The 16937-nt window shown below is 59.8% G+C and carries 12 protein-coding genes; 6 read left to right on the top strand and 6 right to left on the bottom strand.

Annotated elements, in window-relative coordinates:
* The first annotated feature begins 87 nt into the window (after positions 1-87).
* Complete coding sequence (locus tag RT21_RS01930; protein WP_046161364.1) at positions 88-849, top strand: SIR2 family NAD-dependent protein deacylase; 762 nt, start codon at positions 88-90, stop codon at positions 847-849.
* A gap of 34 nt (positions 850-883) precedes the next feature.
* Here RT21_RS01930 and RT21_RS01935 read toward each other — a convergent pair whose 3' ends face one another.
* From RT21_RS01935 to RT21_RS01945, 3 genes are all read right to left on the bottom strand, one after another.
* Positions 884-1504: a glutathione S-transferase family protein gene (locus RT21_RS01935; protein WP_046161365.1), complete on the bottom strand. Its 621-nt coding sequence runs from the start codon at positions 1502-1504 to the stop codon at positions 884-886.
* 63 nt (positions 1505-1567) lie between these two features.
* Positions 1568-3574, bottom strand: a complete 2007-nt coding sequence (locus tag RT21_RS01940; RefSeq protein WP_046161366.1) for a DEAD/DEAH box helicase — start codon at positions 3572-3574, stop codon at positions 1568-1570.
* 102 nt (positions 3575-3676) lie between these two features.
* On the bottom strand, positions 3677-5575 hold the full coding sequence (locus tag RT21_RS01945) for a sigma-54-dependent Fis family transcriptional regulator (protein WP_046161367.1): 1899 nt from the start codon (positions 5573-5575) through the stop codon (positions 3677-3679).
* Positions 5576-5992: 417 nt separating this feature from the next.
* Between RT21_RS01945 and RT21_RS01955 the strand changes: the two genes are divergently transcribed.
* Both RT21_RS01955 and uvsE read left to right on the top strand, forming a co-directional pair.
* Entirely contained in the window at positions 5993-7822 is a 1830-nt protein-coding gene (locus RT21_RS01955) for an NAD(P)/FAD-dependent oxidoreductase (protein ID WP_082082088.1), read from the top strand.
* Positions 7823-7978: 156 nt separating this feature from the next.
* Positions 7979-9004, top strand: coding sequence for a UV DNA damage repair endonuclease UvsE (gene uvsE / locus RT21_RS01960; protein WP_046161369.1), 1026 nt, complete (start codon positions 7979-7981; stop codon positions 9002-9004).
* 52 nt (positions 9005-9056) lie between these two features.
* On the opposite strand, the gene RT21_RS01965 is transcribed toward uvsE, so the two are convergent.
* A complete protein-coding gene (locus RT21_RS01965; RefSeq protein ID WP_046161370.1) occupies positions 9057-9647 on the bottom strand; it encodes a YqaA family protein in 591 nt (196 codons plus the stop codon).
* 248 nt (positions 9648-9895) lie between these two features.
* Between RT21_RS01965 and RT21_RS01970 the strand changes: the two genes are divergently transcribed.
* Positions 9896-11572 carry a putative bifunctional diguanylate cyclase/phosphodiesterase gene (locus RT21_RS01970; RefSeq protein ID WP_046161371.1) on the top strand — a complete coding sequence of 559 codons (1677 nt, stop codon included), beginning with the start codon at positions 9896-9898 and terminating at the stop codon, positions 11570-11572.
* Positions 11573-11658: 86 nt separating this feature from the next.
* Here the strand turns inward: RT21_RS01970 and RT21_RS01975 are convergent, their stop codons facing one another.
* Entirely contained in the window at positions 11659-11934 is a 276-nt protein-coding gene (locus tag RT21_RS01975; protein ID WP_231107984.1) for a hypothetical protein, read from the bottom strand.
* Between the two features lie 201 nt (positions 11935-12135).
* A complete protein-coding gene (locus RT21_RS01980) occupies positions 12136-13269 on the bottom strand; it encodes an aminotransferase class V-fold PLP-dependent enzyme (RefSeq protein ID WP_046161372.1) in 1134 nt (377 codons plus the stop codon).
* A 628-nt stretch (positions 13270-13897) separates the two neighbouring features.
* On the opposite strand from RT21_RS01980, the gene RT21_RS01985 reads away from it, so the two are divergent.
* Both RT21_RS01985 and RT21_RS01990 read left to right on the top strand, forming a co-directional pair.
* A complete protein-coding gene (locus tag RT21_RS01985) occupies positions 13898-15598 on the top strand; it encodes a glycoside hydrolase family 5 protein (RefSeq protein ID WP_046161373.1) in 1701 nt (566 codons plus the stop codon).
* A 231-nt stretch (positions 15599-15829) separates the two neighbouring features.
* Entirely contained in the window at positions 15830-16918 is a 1089-nt protein-coding gene (locus RT21_RS01990; protein ID WP_046161374.1) for an endonuclease/exonuclease/phosphatase family protein, read from the top strand.
* Positions 16919-16937: the final 19 nt, after the last annotated feature.

Here is a 16937-nt window from a genome sequence, read left to right on the forward strand (position 1 = left end):
TGGAGTGACCGTCTTTTTTTTGGCACCTGGATGCCTTGAATGGTATTGGTCGCTTTCAGCTCAATCGCCGCACAGAGGAGTCAGCTCATGATCCCAGCCTCACTGGTCGACGCGCTGCGCAGCGCCAGGCACGTTGTGGTTTTTACAGGCGCAGGCGTGTCGGCAGAAAGCGGTATTCCGACCTTTCGCGACTCGCTCACCGGGTTATGGGAGCGTTTCGACGCGGCATCGCTGGCAACGCCCGAAGCCTTCCAGGCCGATCCGCCTCTGGTCTGGGGTTGGTATGAGTGGCGTCGGATGAAGGTGCTGCAGGCCCAGCCGAACCCTGCGCACATGGCCATTGCCGAACTGGCCCGCCACGTCCCTCGCCTTACGCTTGTCACCCAGAACGTCGACGACCTCCACGAGCGCGCGGGCAGCACCGACGTCATTCACCTGCATGGCAGCCTGCATCAGCCACGTTGTTTCAGCTGCGGCGAGCGCCCCAACACACCGTTGGGCATGCCGGACGAGCCCGAAGGTGGACGCCGACTGGAGCCGCCGCGCTGCATTGCCTGCAGCGCAAAGCTGCGCCCCGGCGTCGTCTGGTTTGGCGAAAGCCTGCCGACCGAAGCACTGAATACCGCCTTCGCTGCCGCAGAGACCTGCGATCTGCTCATCTCGGTCGGCACTTCCGGGATGGTCTACCCCGCTGCTGAAGTCCCGGGACTGGCCTGGCGGGCCGGAGCCGTAGTGGTCCACGTCAACCCGCAGCCAAATACCGATCACAGCGAGCGGGAATTTGCGTTGGCAGGGCTCGCTGGTGAGCAGCTGCCACCACTGGTCGAGCTGGCCTTTGGTGACCGCTGAGCGCCGTACCTGCCTGGCTGCAGAGCCACACGCTTCAGGTAAGTGGCGTGACCACCGCCGCCTGATAGGCCGGACGCTCTAGCAGTCGCTCATACCAGCTGCGCAGGTGCGGTAGGTCCGGGCGCTCGATGGGCATCTCGAACCAGGCGTAGGCGAAGCAGCCCAGCGGGATGTCGCCCATGCCGAACGAGACGCCACCCAGATAGGGTTGTTTCGAGAGGGCATGGTCAGCGATAGCCAACAACCTTCCGCACTCGCCGATTGCCACCTGTACTGCTGGCATATCGCGTTGATCCGGCGCAGTGCGCACCATGTTCCAGAACACCGTGCGGAAGGGAGCGGCCAGCGACGAGGTGGTCCAGTCCATCCATTTGTCCGCCTCCGCGCGCGCGGCAGGGTCTGCGCTCCAGAGTGTTCCTTCCCCATAACGAGCGGCTAGATAGCGGACTATGGCATTGGACTCCCACAGCACCAACGCGCCGTCTTCCAGGCATGGCACCAGCTGGTTAGGATTCTTGGCGATATAGTCTGCCTCGCTTACGACTCCGAAGGCGCCGCCTGCATCGATTCGTGTGTAGGGAACATCCAGCTCTTCAAGGCACCAGAGCGCCTTCTTCACATTGGTCGAGTTCGCTCGGCCCCAGAGTTTCAACATGCGATTCGCTCCTGTTCTTAATCGATCAGTCAACGCTCAACCCTAGCTGTAAATTGCTGCTGCTTAACGGGCCTTACCTTTGTCAGCAAGCAGCCGCGTCGCACCCTGCGCTTTCTGCGTGTACCAGAACACCCGGCTTACACCGCGAGTGATCGCCACGTACGCCAGCCGCAGGTTTTCATCCGCCATTGCCTGGTCATAGCTGTTCCGAAAGAAGCCGCTGTAGGCGTACAACGCACTGCGCAGCGGGTGGCGCTCACTCGGCAGGCAGTCATCGACGATGATCGCAACTTCCGCCTGCAGGCCTTTGGCGCGGTGGATGGTGTATGCCTTGACCGGCAGTTTGCGATCCAGCTGCGCCTCGATGGCACGCAAGGGTTCGTTGCGACGGCTGAGAACCAGTACGGCATTGCGGTCGGCGTTCGGCAGCCCGGCAACGTGGTCGCACTGGGTCTGGATATCGCGGATCAGATCGGGCAGACGGGTTTTGATATCGAAACGGGTAATCAGCTTCACGCCGTGATCGCCTGGCTGCGTTGGGCGGCTCGCCTTGCTGGCTTTCGCCTGTTTGACCGCAACGCCCGCCAGCACGGCTTCGCCGTCGCGGATTACCGGTTCGATGGAACGATAGTTGGTTTCAAGCACCAATGTACGACTTTGCTTCGCCCCGCCCTTGGCCGGAAAGTACTTGTCGAAGTCCATGAACAGCTCCGGCGAACTGCCCCGCCAGCCATAGATCGACTGCCAGTCATCACCGATAGCCATCAGGCTGACCGTTTCACCCTGTCTTGCAAGGGTGCCGTGCAACGCCTGCAGCCACTGCACGATCTGTGGCGATATATCCTGAAACTCGTCGATCAGCAGATGGCTGAACGGTGCCAGCGCATCGCCGGAAACTTTGCCACCGCCGTTCAGCTGCTGAGTGAGGGCTTGGAACGCACCGTTGAACGTCATCAAGCCCTGGGCTTCCAGAGCGCTCTGGAAATGCCGCCAGAACAGCTGAAGCGCTTCGATGAAGTTACGCTCGGGTTCCTTGCACGCCAGCCGTGTCAGTTGAATCTGGTCGATGCGAATGCCGATGCTTTCGATGAAGCCGGCTTGGGCATAAAACGCCTCGAACAACGGCGCTGTACTGAACTCACCGGCCAGCTTGCAGCCGTCCAGGGGCGCACGCGGAACCGCCCGCCGGGTGCCAGACTCCGGCGGCGGAGCGAGACCTAGCAAGGTATGCACCAGCTCTCGGAAACGTTGGTCTTCGGCGTAACAGCGCTGGTACGCCTCTTTCAGCAACCGCAACTGGCCGGCCCGTAAGCGCGACGCGGTGAGCGGGTTGTCCAGCTCTGTAGGCGAAGCCCCCTTCTCGTCCAGTTGTTCGAACCACTGCGGTTTGCCGAGCAGATCTTTGGCCAGCACTGCCATGGCCGAGTGGAAGGTACGAACGCACTGACGTGCGCGGGCCAGATCAAAGTCGAAATTCCAGAACCCCAGCACTCGGATCAGTTGCTCGCGCAGCTCGGCGCACGAGGCGTTGGTGAAGGAAATTACGGTGAGCCGCTCGGGCGGGATGTCCAGGTGGCAGAGCATGAACACCACGCGCAGCACCAGCGTCGTGGATTTGCCCGAGCCCGCCCCAGCGAATATCCGTGTGGCTGGCGACTCTTCAAGAATCATCGCCCATTGCTCGTCGGACGGCGCTCGGATTACGCCAGCGTCCACCGCCCGCCCTACTCGCAGGCGCATGGCCTGGATTTGTTGCTCGTTCACGCAGAGTTTCGCAGGGCCGTAGATACCGTCACCGGCCGGCTTGCGCGCCTTCGTTCGGGGCTTGGACGCGACCTTGGGCGCGGTACTGGCAGCCGTATCTGCAAGGCGCGTTGGCTTAGCGGCTGACTTGGCTTTCCTGACCTTTTTGCCTGGATGCCCCGACTTGCCGCCGGACTTTACCCCGGCGTCCGGCCAGCGACGCAGAATCAGATCATCTTCGGACTGAACGTACGCAGAGGTACGCGGAAAACAACGCGCGAGCGCACTGGACACCAGCAGCTTGTAGCGCTTGACGGCAGACAGCATGAACAACCAACCGGGGCTAGACAGGTGGCCGATATGGTACGGGTTTTTGCCTTGCGGCTGGGCTCCAGGGGACAACCCGCCAAGTGTTGCCGCAGTGCCGGCTCAGCTTCGAGTGATTCCGTACTTGCGCAGTTTTCGGTACAGCGTGTTACGGCTGATCCCCAGCTGCTGCGCAGCGCGACTGACATGCCACTGCCGCGCGTCGAGAACCGCTAACAAGGCGTCGCGCTCGGCCTGACCCAGCGGATCCTGGGCTGGCTCGTGCATCGTCAACGGCGGGTATGCAGGAAGCACAGCCTCAACGTCAGCGCCGTCGATAAAGCCGTTTTCAGCCAAGGCAATCAAGGTCCTGAGCACGTTGCGCATCTGCCGAACGTTGCCGGGCCAGTCATAAGAAAGGAGCAGCTGACGCGCCCTGGCGTCCAGCTGTACGGCCTCCCCCGGTGCCTCCTTCTCGGTAAGGTGATCAAGCAACGCATCACGATCGCTGCGCGCTCGTACCGGTGAAAGCTCCACCGTTAGCCCGTTGAGGCGATAGAAAAGGTCTTCGCGAAAGCGCCCTTCGGCGACCAATCCTTGTAGGTCGCGGTGACTGGCGCTGATCAGTCGCACGTCCAGCGGCGTCGGCACGACAGCGCCCAGTGGTACGACTTGGCGCTCCTCCAATACACGCAGCAACCGGGTTTGCAGGGCCAGCGGCATGTCACCTATCTCATCGAGGAAGAGAATGCCACCGTTGGCCTGCTGTAGCTTGCCCGCCATGCCTTCCTTGCGTGCCCCGGTGAAACTGCCGCCGCGATAGCCGAACAGCTCGCTCTCGATCAGCGTTTCGGGAATAGCGGCGCAGTTAAGCGCAACGAACGGCTTTTGCGCCCGCGAACTGGCGCGATGAAGAGCGGAGGCGAACGCCTCCTTGCCCGTTCCAGTCTCGCCGTGCAGAAGCACCGGCACGTCCCGCTCCATGACCTTGAGCGCCCGTTGAAAGCGGCTTCGCAGCGATGGGTCCTCGAGGCACAACCCCGCTGTTTGTGGTTCCGCGCATTTGCCCCGAGCCGGAATCACGCGCATTTTCGGACCGCGTAGCTGGCCGTGCAGCAGCTGGCCGTCCAGTGTGCGAAGCGGCCAGCAGGTGCCTGGCTGCGGTGTGGCGCGTTGCAGCAGTTCGTCCAGGCTAATGTCCAACAACTGCTCCAGCGACATCCCCAGCAAGGCGTTACGACGAGCGCCAAGCAACCCCAGTGCCGTATCGTTGGCGGCGCTTATTCGGCCGCCGCCATCGAACGCCAGCAGCCCTTCGCTGAGCAGACCAATGTATTCGGGCTGAGCGTGAAAGCGCAGCAGATAGGCGCCCTCGCAATGCTGCAGAAAGAAGCAGCTTTCGATCAGCTTCGCCGACAGATTGGTCAGCGCCATGGTGTGAAAACGCTGCTGGTGCGACAGCTCTTCGCGTGCCGATGACACGTTCAGTACCGCCAGTAATTCGCCCTGCGGATCGAACACCGGGCTGGCCGAGCAGGTCAGCGTGGCATGACGGCCACGAAAGTGTTCGTCACGGCAGATGGTCAAGGCCTGGCGTTCGAGCAGGCACATTCCGACGCCGTTGGTGCCCTCGACCGCCTCGTCCCATACAGCTCCGAGCCACAGGCCGGCGCGCTGGAATTCCGTGCGCTCCGCCTCGCTGGAAACGCTGTCGATCACTACGCCACGCGCATCCGTCAGCAGGACCGCATGACCAGCGCCGCCCAGTTGCTGATGCAGGCTGTTCATCTGCCAGTGCGCCACACCGACCACCTGCTGCAACCGTTCGCGGTGCTCGCGCAGGCGCGTCTGCTCGACTACGCAGGTTGCACGTGCGCTCATTGGGTCGAGACGGTGCTGATCCAGGCAACGCCGCCAGGAGCGAGCGATGGCGGGGTCGGAAGCAGGCCCATGGGCCGCGCTCAGTCCTTCACCGAAACTGAGAACCTGATGGGCATGCCGAGCGATGTGCGGTGACGTCATTGTTGTTTTTCTCCGCGCTGATTCATGAGCGGTTTGCGCCAGCATAGGCCAATCAGTCGCGCAGCGCATGCCGTCCCAAACAGGAGACAAACTGTCACAGCGGACTGTGTCAGATCTGATACAGCCACGCTCCGTCAGCGACCCAGTCCGTGCAACAAAGCCGTCTATAACGCGCGTTCCCGATCCCTGGCCCGGCCTTTGCTCTGATCGATGTGGTATCCGGCCACAACAACAATGATCAGGAGAATCCCATGCCCCTTTCGCTTCCCGCCCCTGAACGGTCCATCGACTGACCCAAGCGGACACCGCGCGGTTGCGCTCATAGCCTCCAGCTTCAACGCATGCCAACCGGCTTCGTGGAAACGCTGAACGATTGCACGCTGCATAGATAACAAGAACCTTCGCAAGGACATACCCATGAACATCAGTATCGACTCCATGACCCCTGCCGAGACACCCACTGCCCAGCTCGCCGCTTGGGTCGAACGCCTCGGCCAGCGCCTCGCGCAACGTGACATCGACGGCGCACTCGATCTCTTTGCCGAGGACTGCCATTGGCGGGACCTGGTCCTGTTCAGCTGGAATCTGGTCACGCTCGAGGGCAAGGCGGATATCCGCGACATGCTTGAAGCCCGTCTTGAGGAGACCAAACCGGAGAGCTGGAAACTCGAAGGTGAATCGACATTTGCTGACGGTGTACTGGAAGGCTGGATCAGCCTGGAAACTGAAGTCGCGCGCGGCAAAGGTTACGTGCGATTGAAGGACGGCCTGTGCTGGACATTGCTTACCACCATGCGTGAACTCAAGGGTTTCGAGGAGCCGACCGGGCGCCGCAGGCCGATGGGTGCCGAGCACGGCCATGGCCGTGTCGACCGGCGCAACTGGTTGGAAAAGCGCCGCGATGAAGAAGCCGCACTCGGCATCACCGAACAGCCCTATAGCCTGGTGATCGGTGGCGGCCAGGGCGGGCTGGGGCTGGGCGCACGACTCAAGCGACTGGGCGTACCCTCGCTGATCATCGACAAAGCCGAGCGGCCCGGCGACCAGTGGCGCGGTCGCTACAAGTCGCTGTGCCTGCATGATCCGGTCTGGTACGACCACATGCCTTATCTGCCGTTTCCGGAACATTGGCCGGTGTTTACACCGAAGGATCAGATCGGCGACTGGCTGGAAATGTATGCCAAGGTCATGGAGCTCAACTACTGGGCCAAGACCGAGTGCGTCAGCGCCAACTTCGATGAAAACGAAGGCCACTGGACCGTTCAGGTGCTGCGCGACGGCAAGCCGCTAACGCTCAAGCCCACGCAGCTGATCCTGGCCACCGGCATGTCAGGTGTGCCCAACGTCCCGGTATATGCCGGTGCGCAAAGTTTCGCAGGTCAGCAGCACCACTCCAGCCAGCATCCGGGCGGCGATGCCTGGCGCGGCAAGCGCGCCGTGGTCATTGGCGCGAACAACTCGGCACATGACATCTGCGCCGATCTGGTGGAAAACGGCGCTGAGGTAACCATGGTGCAGCGCTCCAGCACTCACATCGTGCGTTCCGACTCGCTGATGGATATCGTCTTCGGCCCGCTCTACTCCGAGGATGCGCTGGAAAGCGGGCTGACCACCGATAAAGCCGACATGCTCTTCGCATCCATCCCTTACAAGGTTCTGCCCGAATTCCATCGCCAGGCCTTCGAGCAGGTCAAAGAGCGCGACAAGGTGTTCTATGATCGCCTCGCCGCTGCCGGCTTCATGCTCGACTTCGGTGACGATGAGTCCGGCTTGTTTCTCAAGTACGTGCGTCGCGGCTCGGGGTACTACATCGACGTCGGCGCCTCTGAGCTGATCGCCAACGGCACCATCAAGTTGAAGAGCGGACCAGGGCTGAACGTCGAGCGGATCGAGGCGGACGCCGTGCTGCTCAGCGATGGCAGCCGCTTGCCCGCAGATCTTATCGTCTATGCCACGGGCTACGGTTCGATGAACGGCTGGGCGGCCAAACTGATCTCTCAGGATGTCGCTGACAAGGTCGGCCGTTGCTGGGGACTGGGGTCCGGCACCACCAAGGATCCGGGCCCATACGAAGGCGAACTGCGCAACATGTGGAAGCCCACGCAGCAGCAGAACCTTTGGTTCCATGGCGGCAACCTGCACCAGTCGCGGCATTATTCGCTTTACCTGGCCCTGCAGTTGAAGGCCCGATTCGAGGGGCTGGACACTTCGGTCTACAAACTGGCGCCGAGCTACCATTGCGGTTGATTTGAATAGCGGCACGCATACGGGGCCTTCGGGCCCCGTTCTCGTTTCCGTAGTCGACAGTTCATCAGATGCATCGCACGCGGCGCATCGTCGAGGTACTAAACAGAACAATCATCTACGGCGCGTAGTTCCAAGCGCTGCCAAACATAGGTCGTTATGTACAGAATCGGTTTCGCCTGCATGTACCGCCATCCCAGCCACAGCGAATCGCTAAAGGAGCTGGAAGCAATCGAGCGCACTTTCAATCCGCGCGCGACGACGCTGCGCTGGCTCAACAGCGTGTCGCAGGAAGTGGCGCGGGAAAAGCTGAACGACATTATCAAGCACAACCTGGCGGCGCAGGTTCGGCTGATCGATTACGTCGGCACACTGCCGGAGCCGCTGCGCATGCTGCGTCTGAGCAGCGATCTGTTGCCCTTCTACAGCCATCCGGAGGCGGCGGATTTTTATCGCCAGGCGGACGTGCGTAACGCGATCGAAACGGGCTTCGCACAGATCGGCGAGCGAGCCAGAGCCTTGGGCATTCGCCTGTCGCTGCACCCCGGCCAGTATTGTGTGTTGGCTTCGGACAAGCCCCAGGTGGTGGAAAACAGCCTGGCGGAATTTGAGTATCACGCCGACATGATCCGGATGATGGGCTTCGGCCGGCAGTTCCAGGACTTCAAGTGCAACGTGCACATCGCAGGTCGCCTGGGCGTCGAAGGCATTCGTTCGATATGGCCACGGTTATCGCAGGAAGCGCGCCACTGCATCACCTTCGAGAACGAGGAGAAGACCTACGGCGTCGATGATTGCCTGCAGCTCGCCGACCTGGCGCCCGTGGTGCTGGATATCCACCACTGCTGGATCAACGAAGACTGGTACATCGACCCACACGACCCACGCGTGGCGCGCATTATCGACAGCTGGCACGGCGTAAGGCCAACCATGCACTATTCGCAGCCGCCGGAGCGACTGATGGAAATGGGCTTTTCCGCCGATGAGAAACTGGAGATGACAGCCCTGCTCGAAACGCTGAGCAAGCGCGACCTCTACAGCCACAGCAAGCGCATGTGGAATCGCTGGACCAATCTCTACGCCCGTGAATTCCTCGACCGTTTCGACATGATGTTCGAAGCCAAGGACAAAAATCTCGCCACGCTGGACTATTACCGTGAGTACCTAGAGGGGCGCGCCGCCTAGCGGTCTCCCTGCCGCGTCATGCAGCGGCTGTGATCTCGATTCGCGCAGTGGTTCAGGGCGCCAACTTGAACCACAGCCACACCGCAAATAATACGAGCCCGGCGATGCCTATCGGCTTGGCATGGCGATTCCAGATATCCAATGCCGCTTTGCCCGCCACCGCGATCAACAATGCAAGGCCGTAGTAGCGGGCACCCCGGGCGATACAGGCGGCCGCCAGAAACAGAAAGATCGGATAGGCGCTGGCGCCCGCCACGAGCATGGCGATCTGGAAGGGGATCGGGATGATGCCAATCGCCAGGATCGCGGTGAACCCATCCTCCCGGAACTGCTGATCAAACGCGTCGTAGGCTTCCTGTCCGCCAAACAGTCCAACCAGCGTATCGCCCCACTGATCCATCGCGAATACACCCAGGTAGTAACCCAGCGTGGCGGCAGTGAGATTTCCAGTCAGCGCTACCGTTGCGATCCGCCATTTACGGTCGGCGTGACAGAGCATCCAGGGGATGAGAATCACCTCAATCGGAATCGGGATGAGCAGCGTCTCCATCATGGACGCTACAAACAGCAGCGGCATGGCGTGACGGGATTTATCAAGGCGATCGAGCCAGGCACGTGTGGAGGTCAGGCGGGTTTGGGGCATAGAGGTACTACCGGGTTGAATAGGCAGGACGTTGGGTCTGCTGCTGCGCTTATTTATCGGAGTTCCAAGCAGACAACCCGTTCCTGAAACAGTGTGACTTCTCAGGACCGTAACGCCGGCTACGCTGCAGAGAGCCAATACCCTACTCCCCTGCTGCACTTTCCCTACCGCGCCGAGTCAGTATTAATCCAAAGGGGCCGTAATCATTCAGGTACCCCTAAGCCAGTGGTCGTTAGCGTGGTTAGCCAATGAATGAAGATAAATATCGGACCGCTGTAGACGCTGCGGCGATTTATTCAGAGACGGATCTCCGCGGGACCATTACTCATATCAACGATCAATTCTGTGCAATATCTGGCTACACCAAGGACGAACTGATCGGCACGAACCACCGCCTGCTCAATTCTGGTCAGCACCCTCCCGAATTTTTTCGGACGTTATGGCGCACCATTTCAAGTGGCCATATCTGGAAGGGCGAGATATGCAACCGCCGCAAGGACGGCTCGCTCTACTGGGTCAACAGCACCATCGTCCCGATCAAGGACGACCTGGCGCAACACGTCGAGAAGTACATTTCGATCCGGTTCGATGTGACGGAAAAGCAGGAGTTGCTCGAGGCCATGCAGTGGCGTGCGTCCCACGACGTGCTCACTACACTCCCGAACCGAGTCTATCTGCACGACCGGCTGCATCAAGCCATCTCGGCAGCGCAGCGTCATGGCCGGTCGCTTGCGGTATGCATTCTCGATCTCGACGGTTTCAAGGCAGTGAACGACCGCTACGGGCACGCCACGGGCGATTTGCTACTCGTCGAAGTGGCAAACCGGCTGACGCGGGAATTGCGCACGGAAGATCTTCTTGCGCGTCTAGGCGGAGACGAATTCGTGTTGCTGCTGGATCAAGTCGATGAAACGCTGCTTCCTGCCGCGTTGCAGCGCGTCCTGGACGTCATCGCCGTGCCCTTCCACATCGACGGATACGTTATGAAGGTTGCCGGCTCTCTCGGCGTAACCATCTACCCACAGGATAACGAAGGCCCCGATACTTTGTTACGCCATGCTGATCAAGCGATGTACGAGGCCAAGCAAAGCGGTCGTAACCGCTTCCGCTTCTTTGACGTGTCGATCAGTCAAAATACGCAGGCAGCCTTCAAGAACATCGAGTCAGTGAAATACGCGCTGAAAAATGATGAGCTCCGCCTGCACTACCAACCCAAGGTGAACCTGCGCAACGGCACGGTGATCGGTTTCGAAGCACTGCTGCGGTGGCAGCACCCGGAGCTGGGCCTATTGCCGCCTGACGCGTTCCTACCGGCTGTGGAGCGGACCGATGTCATCATAGATATCGGTGACTGGGTGATGGAGCAGACGTTACGCCAGCTACGCATCTGGGCCGCCGAAGGACATCATTGGCCGACGAGCGTGAACATCGCGGCGCGGCATTTCCAGCTGCCCAATTTCGTCGATCGCTTGCAGCGCCTGCTGGCCAAACATTCGGATGTCGAACCGCGGTTACTTGGTCTCGAGATTCTCGAGTCCACGGCCATCGATAATCTCGAGCACGTCAGCCAATGCCTGATCGACTGCCAGCAGATGGGGGTCACCTTTTCGCTGGATGACTTCGGCACGGGCTTTTCATCACTCAACTATCTCAAGCGATTACCGGCACAAACGATCAAGATCGACAAGTCGTTCGTGCGTGACATTCTTCACGACAAGGACGACCTCGCTTTATGCGAGGCAATCATCAACCTGTCGCGGACGTTCGAACGCGAAGTGATTGCGGAAGGCGTAGAAACGGACCTGCAAGAGAAAATGCTACTGGGGATGGGCTGCTATCTAGCCCAGGGATACGGTATAGCGCCACCCATGCCGGCAGACCAGGTGTCTGATTGGGCGACCCTTTACGAGTTAACGCACCGATAACGGGTGGCAAACGTACCCGGGATGTTCATCTTGAATGAGTGAATATCCTGCACGAACTCCACCAGCTCGCGCAGGATGGCAGGTGGTCAGGAATTCCTTAGTTGAATGTCATGCTCCCGCCGTCTGGCCAAGATGTCTGCTGCAACGAGTGCCAGCAACGGCAAGACACCGACCTTGAGGCCCAGCTCCCATGATCCAAGGAACCCAATCAGTACCGCTCCTACAACAACGATGGCAGCAACGCAGTGAGCGCAAAAGCGCCACAACTCGAGTGCAACGACCTGAGCATTCTGGTTGTTGGTCATAGTTAGCCCCTCTTTCTTGTTGTAATAAGCTTTGTACAATTTCAGCGTAGCCAGCATAACGGTTCGTGCAAACACATTTTTGTTTCAGGAATGTGTCTAGCTCGCAGGTTCTAGCACCTCTTAACCCTCCCAATGACCGTAATCGCAAGCCATCGCGCGCGTGACGCGCCGAAACGACCGACTTGCGAATCAGTCGCAACGCCCCCGATTGTTCGACGAGCGGTCTAGATTTCGCCTGACCGTTGCACTCGCCGGAGCCTAGCCGGCGACGATTTGCTCGAGGGCGCCCTGCAAGATATCGATAGTTCGATCGACGTTTTTCAGCTTCTCGAGGCCAAAAAGCCCCATACGGAAGGTCTGGAAATCCGCAGGCTCATCACACTGCAGCGGGACACCGGCGGCAATCTGCAGACCTTGTGCGGCAAATTTGCTGCCGTTCTTGATGCCAGCATCGTCGGTGTAGCAGACCACCACGCCAGGCGCTTCGAACCCAGGGGCAGCCACGCTCTTGAAGCCCTTCTGCGCCAGCAATGATCGGACACGCTGCCCAAGCTCCAGCTGCTGCGCACGAACGGTTTCAAATCCGTAGTCTCGAGTCTCCAGCATGACATCGCGAAAGCGCGCCAAGGCGTCGCTCGGCATGGTGGCGTGATAGGCGTGACCGCCCTGCTCGTAGGCCTGCATGATCTGCAGCCATTTCTTCAGGTCGCAGGCGAAGCTGCTGCTCTGAGTCGCCTCGACGCGTGCCTGGGCAGCCTCGCTGAGCATCACCAGTGCGCAACAGGGTGAAGCGCTCCAGCCTTTTTGAGGCGCGCTGATCAGCACATCCACGCCGCTCGCCTGCATATCAACCCAGAGCGCACCGGAGGCAATGCAATCGAGTACGAACAGCCCGCCCACCGCATGCACGGCGTCGCCGATCGCGCGCAGGTAAGCATCCGGCAGGATGATCCCGGACGAGGTTTCCACATGGGGAGCAAATACCAGGTCCGGCTTGTTGGTGGAAATGCTGGCGACCACTTCATCTATAGGCGGCGGTGTGAACGCAGCTTGCGCAGTCTGATCCAGTGGTCGCGCTTTGAGCACGGTGGACTGCGCTGGAATCCGGCCCATGTCGAATATCTGCGTCCATCGATAGCTGAACCAGCCGTTGCGAATCACCAGGCAGTTGCGGTCGTGGGCCAGCTGACGTGCCACCGCTTCCATTCCAAAGGTGCCGCTGCCCGGCACCACTGCGACTGAGTGGGCGTTGTAGACAGATTTCAGCGTGCTGGAGATGTCGTTCATCACGCTCTGGAACGACCGGGACATGTGGTTCAGCGATCGGTCCGTGTAGACGACCGAGTATTCGATCAGCCCATCGGGATCAACGCGAGGGTATAGCTCCGACATGGAATGACTCCGCAGATAGAGGCCTGACTTTGACCCTGCCCGAAGCTTGAGCGCTTTACAACAACCAAAGCGTCCTCCCAGCTCGGCCGCCTGCAGCGAAACGCTTCGAACCCAGTGCCGCTTACATGCAGTTGCCGTTGCCCTGAAACCCCGCGCAACCAGCAACCGAAATTTCAGAATAGTTCAACAAATAACTTACCGTTTATCGGATTACTTCCTTAGCTAGAAGGGAGACAGCGTTAACGGTTAATTCAAAAAAATGACGCCATCATCCGCGCAGCCCTTACAACCAAAGGGCTTCAGACCGGCGCGCATGGACGACAGCGTGGCGACTTAATATCAAACTGCTATTAACCGCCGATATAGTCTATTTATTGACGCCAATACACGGTCACTAAAAGTTTTAGCGATTTGCAAAATAAATTATAAGTACGCAAACGAAACGGGAGGTTTCACCGCCCTGGTCGTTTTACTGATTGGTTCGTTCTGTTTGTGGGATACCGCCTGCCTTTGCAGCGCCGCTTATTGATCAACCTCCCCTTGTCGCTACACCGAAACCTAGTTCGGTGTTCATGATCACGGTGAGCCGATGTTTAACCATTTTTCCCCGAGGCCCAGTAAAGGCCTCATGCCTGTAATGGCCCTGGCCACGCTGTTGGGCTTTTTCCCTGTAGGTGGCGCTTACGCTGCTAGTGGCGTGGACACGAGCGTGTCGAGCCTGTCTTACTCGGCATTGGTCAATAAGTTCACCAACAGCTACTGGCAGAACGGCTCCTGGCGCGCCTCGGCAGGCGTTTCGGTCGCCGCGACTCAACAGAACATGACAGCGTTTCGAGTCGGCACCTCGGTACGTACGGCAGATGGGCAGATTCGTACGGTCACCGCGCTCAAACCGGCCAGCGGCGCCCTGACGGTATTCATGAATGGTCCGGTGCTCGACGGCAATCTAGTCGGTTATCCCAACAGGCTCCGCGTGAGCACCGTGGCGAGCACGCTACCCGTGCCAGCCTCGCCGAGCCCCGCGCCGGTTGTCTCGCCGAGCCATGCGGCGCTGATCAACAAGTTCACCAACAGCTACTGGCTGAACGGCTCCTGGCGTGCGTCGGCGGGCGTTTCGGTCGCTGCGACCGCACAGAACAAGGCGGCCTTCGTAGTTGGCGCATCGGTACGCACGGCCGACGGTCAGGTGCGCACCATTACCTCGGTAAAGCCCGCCAGCGGCGCCCTTACGGTGTTCATGGATGGTCCCGTGCTCGATGGCAATCGCATTGGTTATCCGAACAAACTCAGCCTGGTAGCGGCTCCGCTCATCCTGCCCGCCGCGCCTTCGGCGCCGATTGCGGAGGTCACGCTGCCGGCAATCGAGCCGGTACGCCTTGTCGGTGTTGCGCTGTCTGGCGCCGCCTTCGGTCCTTCGGTCTTGCCGGGTAAACACGGGACCAATTACATCTATCCAGCCGAGTCCTACTACAAGAAATACGCCGAGCAGGGTTTGAAGCTGGTGCGTCTGCCTTTTCTCTGGGAGCGCATACAGCCGAAGCTGGACACCGAGCTCGACACTGCGCAACTGGCACTGCTCACCCAATCGCTCGACTTTGCCCACAAGCATGGCGTGAAGGTCGTGTTGGACATGCATAACTACTATCGTTACTACCGCCAGCCGATAGGCTCCGAAACGGTATCGATCCAGTCGTTCGCCAATACCTGGAAGCGTATCGCGCTGAAAGTCGGCAAACATCCGGCACTCAGCGGCTACGGTCTGATGAACGAGCCGAACACCAAAGGGCTCTGGCCGCAAGCTGCGCTGGCGGCCGCCAAGGAAATCCGCAAGGTCGACCGCACTAACTGGATCTACGTTGCCGGAGACCGGTTCTCCAGCGCCTGGCACTGGCCGCAATCAAACACCCAGCTCATCGCCGATCCCTGGATGCGCGACCCGAACAATAACCTGATCTTCGAAGCCCACATGTACCTCGACCGGGATACGTCGGGGATGTATGTGGACAAGACCGAAACCTTCGCACCGGAGCTCGGCATCAATCGCGCCAAACCCTTCGTGGACTGGCTGAGGACCAACAACCTGCGCGGGTTCATCGGCGAGATGGGCGTGCCAAACTATGCGCCCGATGCGATCCTCGCGATGGATAACCTGCTCGGCTATCTGCGCGAGAACTGCGTTCCGCTGACCTACTGGGCCGGTGGTCCATGGTGGGGCAACTACATCCTTGCACTCGACGTAGCGGGCGGCGCGGAGCAGCCGCAGCTAGCGGTGCTGAGAAAGCATGCCGCGACTCCGAACAGCTGCGCAGCCATTGGCGAACCGCTGTAACCTCAAGCGGCCGCTACTCTAGCGAAGGCCTGACACGTTTTGCGTGTCAGGCCTTTTTTGTTGGCTCTCCTTACTCAGCGGGCCCGCAGGAGGCCTACACCCTCTCCCCATCTGTTCATCACAAAACAAGCGGAACCAATCAACGCGTAGACGGGACGAATTCGTTATGCCTGCTTACAGCTACCCGAACGGCCGATATGACGTCGCGCCGAATAGCACCGAGGATCGGTCATGACGGAAGAAATCCTGTTGGCAGCGACTGGTCTGCTGGTCGTGCTGACGTTTCTACCACTCTGGAAGAACCCCGTCTGGTGGGTACGCGGGCTCGATTTCCCACGCTTGCAACTGTGCGTACTCGCCTTTGCATTGCTATTGGCCCAGGCGCTATTGCTGTCTTACGCCAAACCGCTTCAAGTTCTGATCAGTGCTCTGTCGATCCTCTGCCTTGCCTACCAGGCCTGGTGGATCATCCCGTACACCCGCTTGTGGCGTCCCGAGGTGAAAACAGCCGTTCCTGACAGCGAAAAACCCCGCATACGCGTTATGGCGGCCAACGTCCTGACGCCGAACCGCCAGACCGACAAGCTCAAAGCGCTGGTCCGCGAGCACCGGCCCGATATCTTGGTGACGCTGGAAACCGATCAATGGTGGGAGGATCAGCTCGAGGAACTGAGCAACGAATACCCCTACTCCTGCCGGTGCCCGCTGGACAACCTTTACGGCATGCATGTCTGGTCCCGTTTGCCGTTGGAAAATGCGGAAACCCGTTTCCTGGTCGAAGACGATGTGCCGTCGATGCACGCCAAGGTCCGTCTGAATGATCAGTTGGCGATCCGCATGCACTTCCTGCACCCCGCCCCGCCTAGCCCCACGGAAAACGACGAATCAACCGAGCGCGACGTCGAACTGCTGGTGGTAGCCGAGAGCGTTCGGGACGATCTGGAAGACATTCCGGTCATCGTCACCGGCGACCTCAACGATGTAGCCTGGTCACCCAACACACGACTGTTTCGCAAGATCAGCGGCCTGCTGGACCCACGCGTCGGTCGCGGTATGGTCAACAGCTTCCACGCTCAGCACTGGTTTCTCCGCTGGCCGCTGGATCACTTGTTTCATAGCCATCACTTCCAGCTGGTACGCATCCAACGCCTGCCCGAGTTCGGTTCCGACCATTTTCCTGTACTGGTCGAATTGCAATATGACCCGGCGCCCGAACAACAGAGTCTGCAGGGCGACGCAGAAGATGAAGATGAGGCGGAGGAAAAGATCCGCAAAGAAGGGGTCAGCGAGTCCGACGTGCCGGAGCCGGAAAAACACTGAACCCAGCGACGCGTGTGCT

This window comes from Pseudomonas sp. 10B238 (assembly GCF_000970615.1).
Classification (GTDB): domain Bacteria; phylum Pseudomonadota; class Gammaproteobacteria; order Pseudomonadales; family Pseudomonadaceae; genus Stutzerimonas.

Excerpts from the sequence above, each read along its gene's own strand:
- RT21_RS01980 (WP_046161372.1), bottom strand. The coding sequence starts at position 13,269 with ATGTCGGAGCTATACCCTCGCGTTGATCCCGATGGGCTGATCGAATAC.
- RT21_RS01970 (WP_046161371.1), top strand. The coding sequence starts at position 9,896 with ATGAATGAAGATAAATATCGGACCGCTGTAGACGCTGCGGCGATTTAT.
- RT21_RS01935 (WP_046161365.1), bottom strand. The coding sequence starts at position 1,504 with ATGTTGAAACTCTGGGGCCGAGCGAACTCGACCAATGTGAAGAAGGCG.
- RT21_RS01945 (WP_046161367.1), bottom strand. The coding sequence starts at position 5,575 with ATGACGTCACCGCACATCGCTCGGCATGCCCATCAGGTTCTCAGTTTC.
- RT21_RS01930 (WP_046161364.1), top strand. The coding sequence starts at position 88 with ATGATCCCAGCCTCACTGGTCGACGCGCTGCGCAGCGCCAGGCACGTT.
- RT21_RS01965 (WP_046161370.1), bottom strand. The coding sequence starts at position 9,647 with ATGCCCCAAACCCGCCTGACCTCCACACGTGCCTGGCTCGATCGCCTT.
- RT21_RS01985 (WP_046161373.1), top strand. The coding sequence starts at position 13,898 with ATGCCTGTAATGGCCCTGGCCACGCTGTTGGGCTTTTTCCCTGTAGGT.
- uvsE (WP_046161369.1), top strand. The coding sequence starts at position 7,979 with ATGTACAGAATCGGTTTCGCCTGCATGTACCGCCATCCCAGCCACAGC.
- RT21_RS01990 (WP_046161374.1), top strand. The coding sequence starts at position 15,830 with ATGACGGAAGAAATCCTGTTGGCAGCGACTGGTCTGCTGGTCGTGCTG.
- RT21_RS01955 (WP_082082088.1), top strand. The coding sequence starts at position 5,993 with ATGAACATCAGTATCGACTCCATGACCCCTGCCGAGACACCCACTGCC.
- RT21_RS01940 (WP_046161366.1), bottom strand. The coding sequence starts at position 3,574 with ATGCTGTCTGCCGTCAAGCGCTACAAGCTGCTGGTGTCCAGTGCGCTC.
- RT21_RS01975 (WP_231107984.1), bottom strand. The coding sequence starts at position 11,934 with ATGCTGGCTACGCTGAAATTGTACAAAGCTTATTACAACAAGAAAGAG.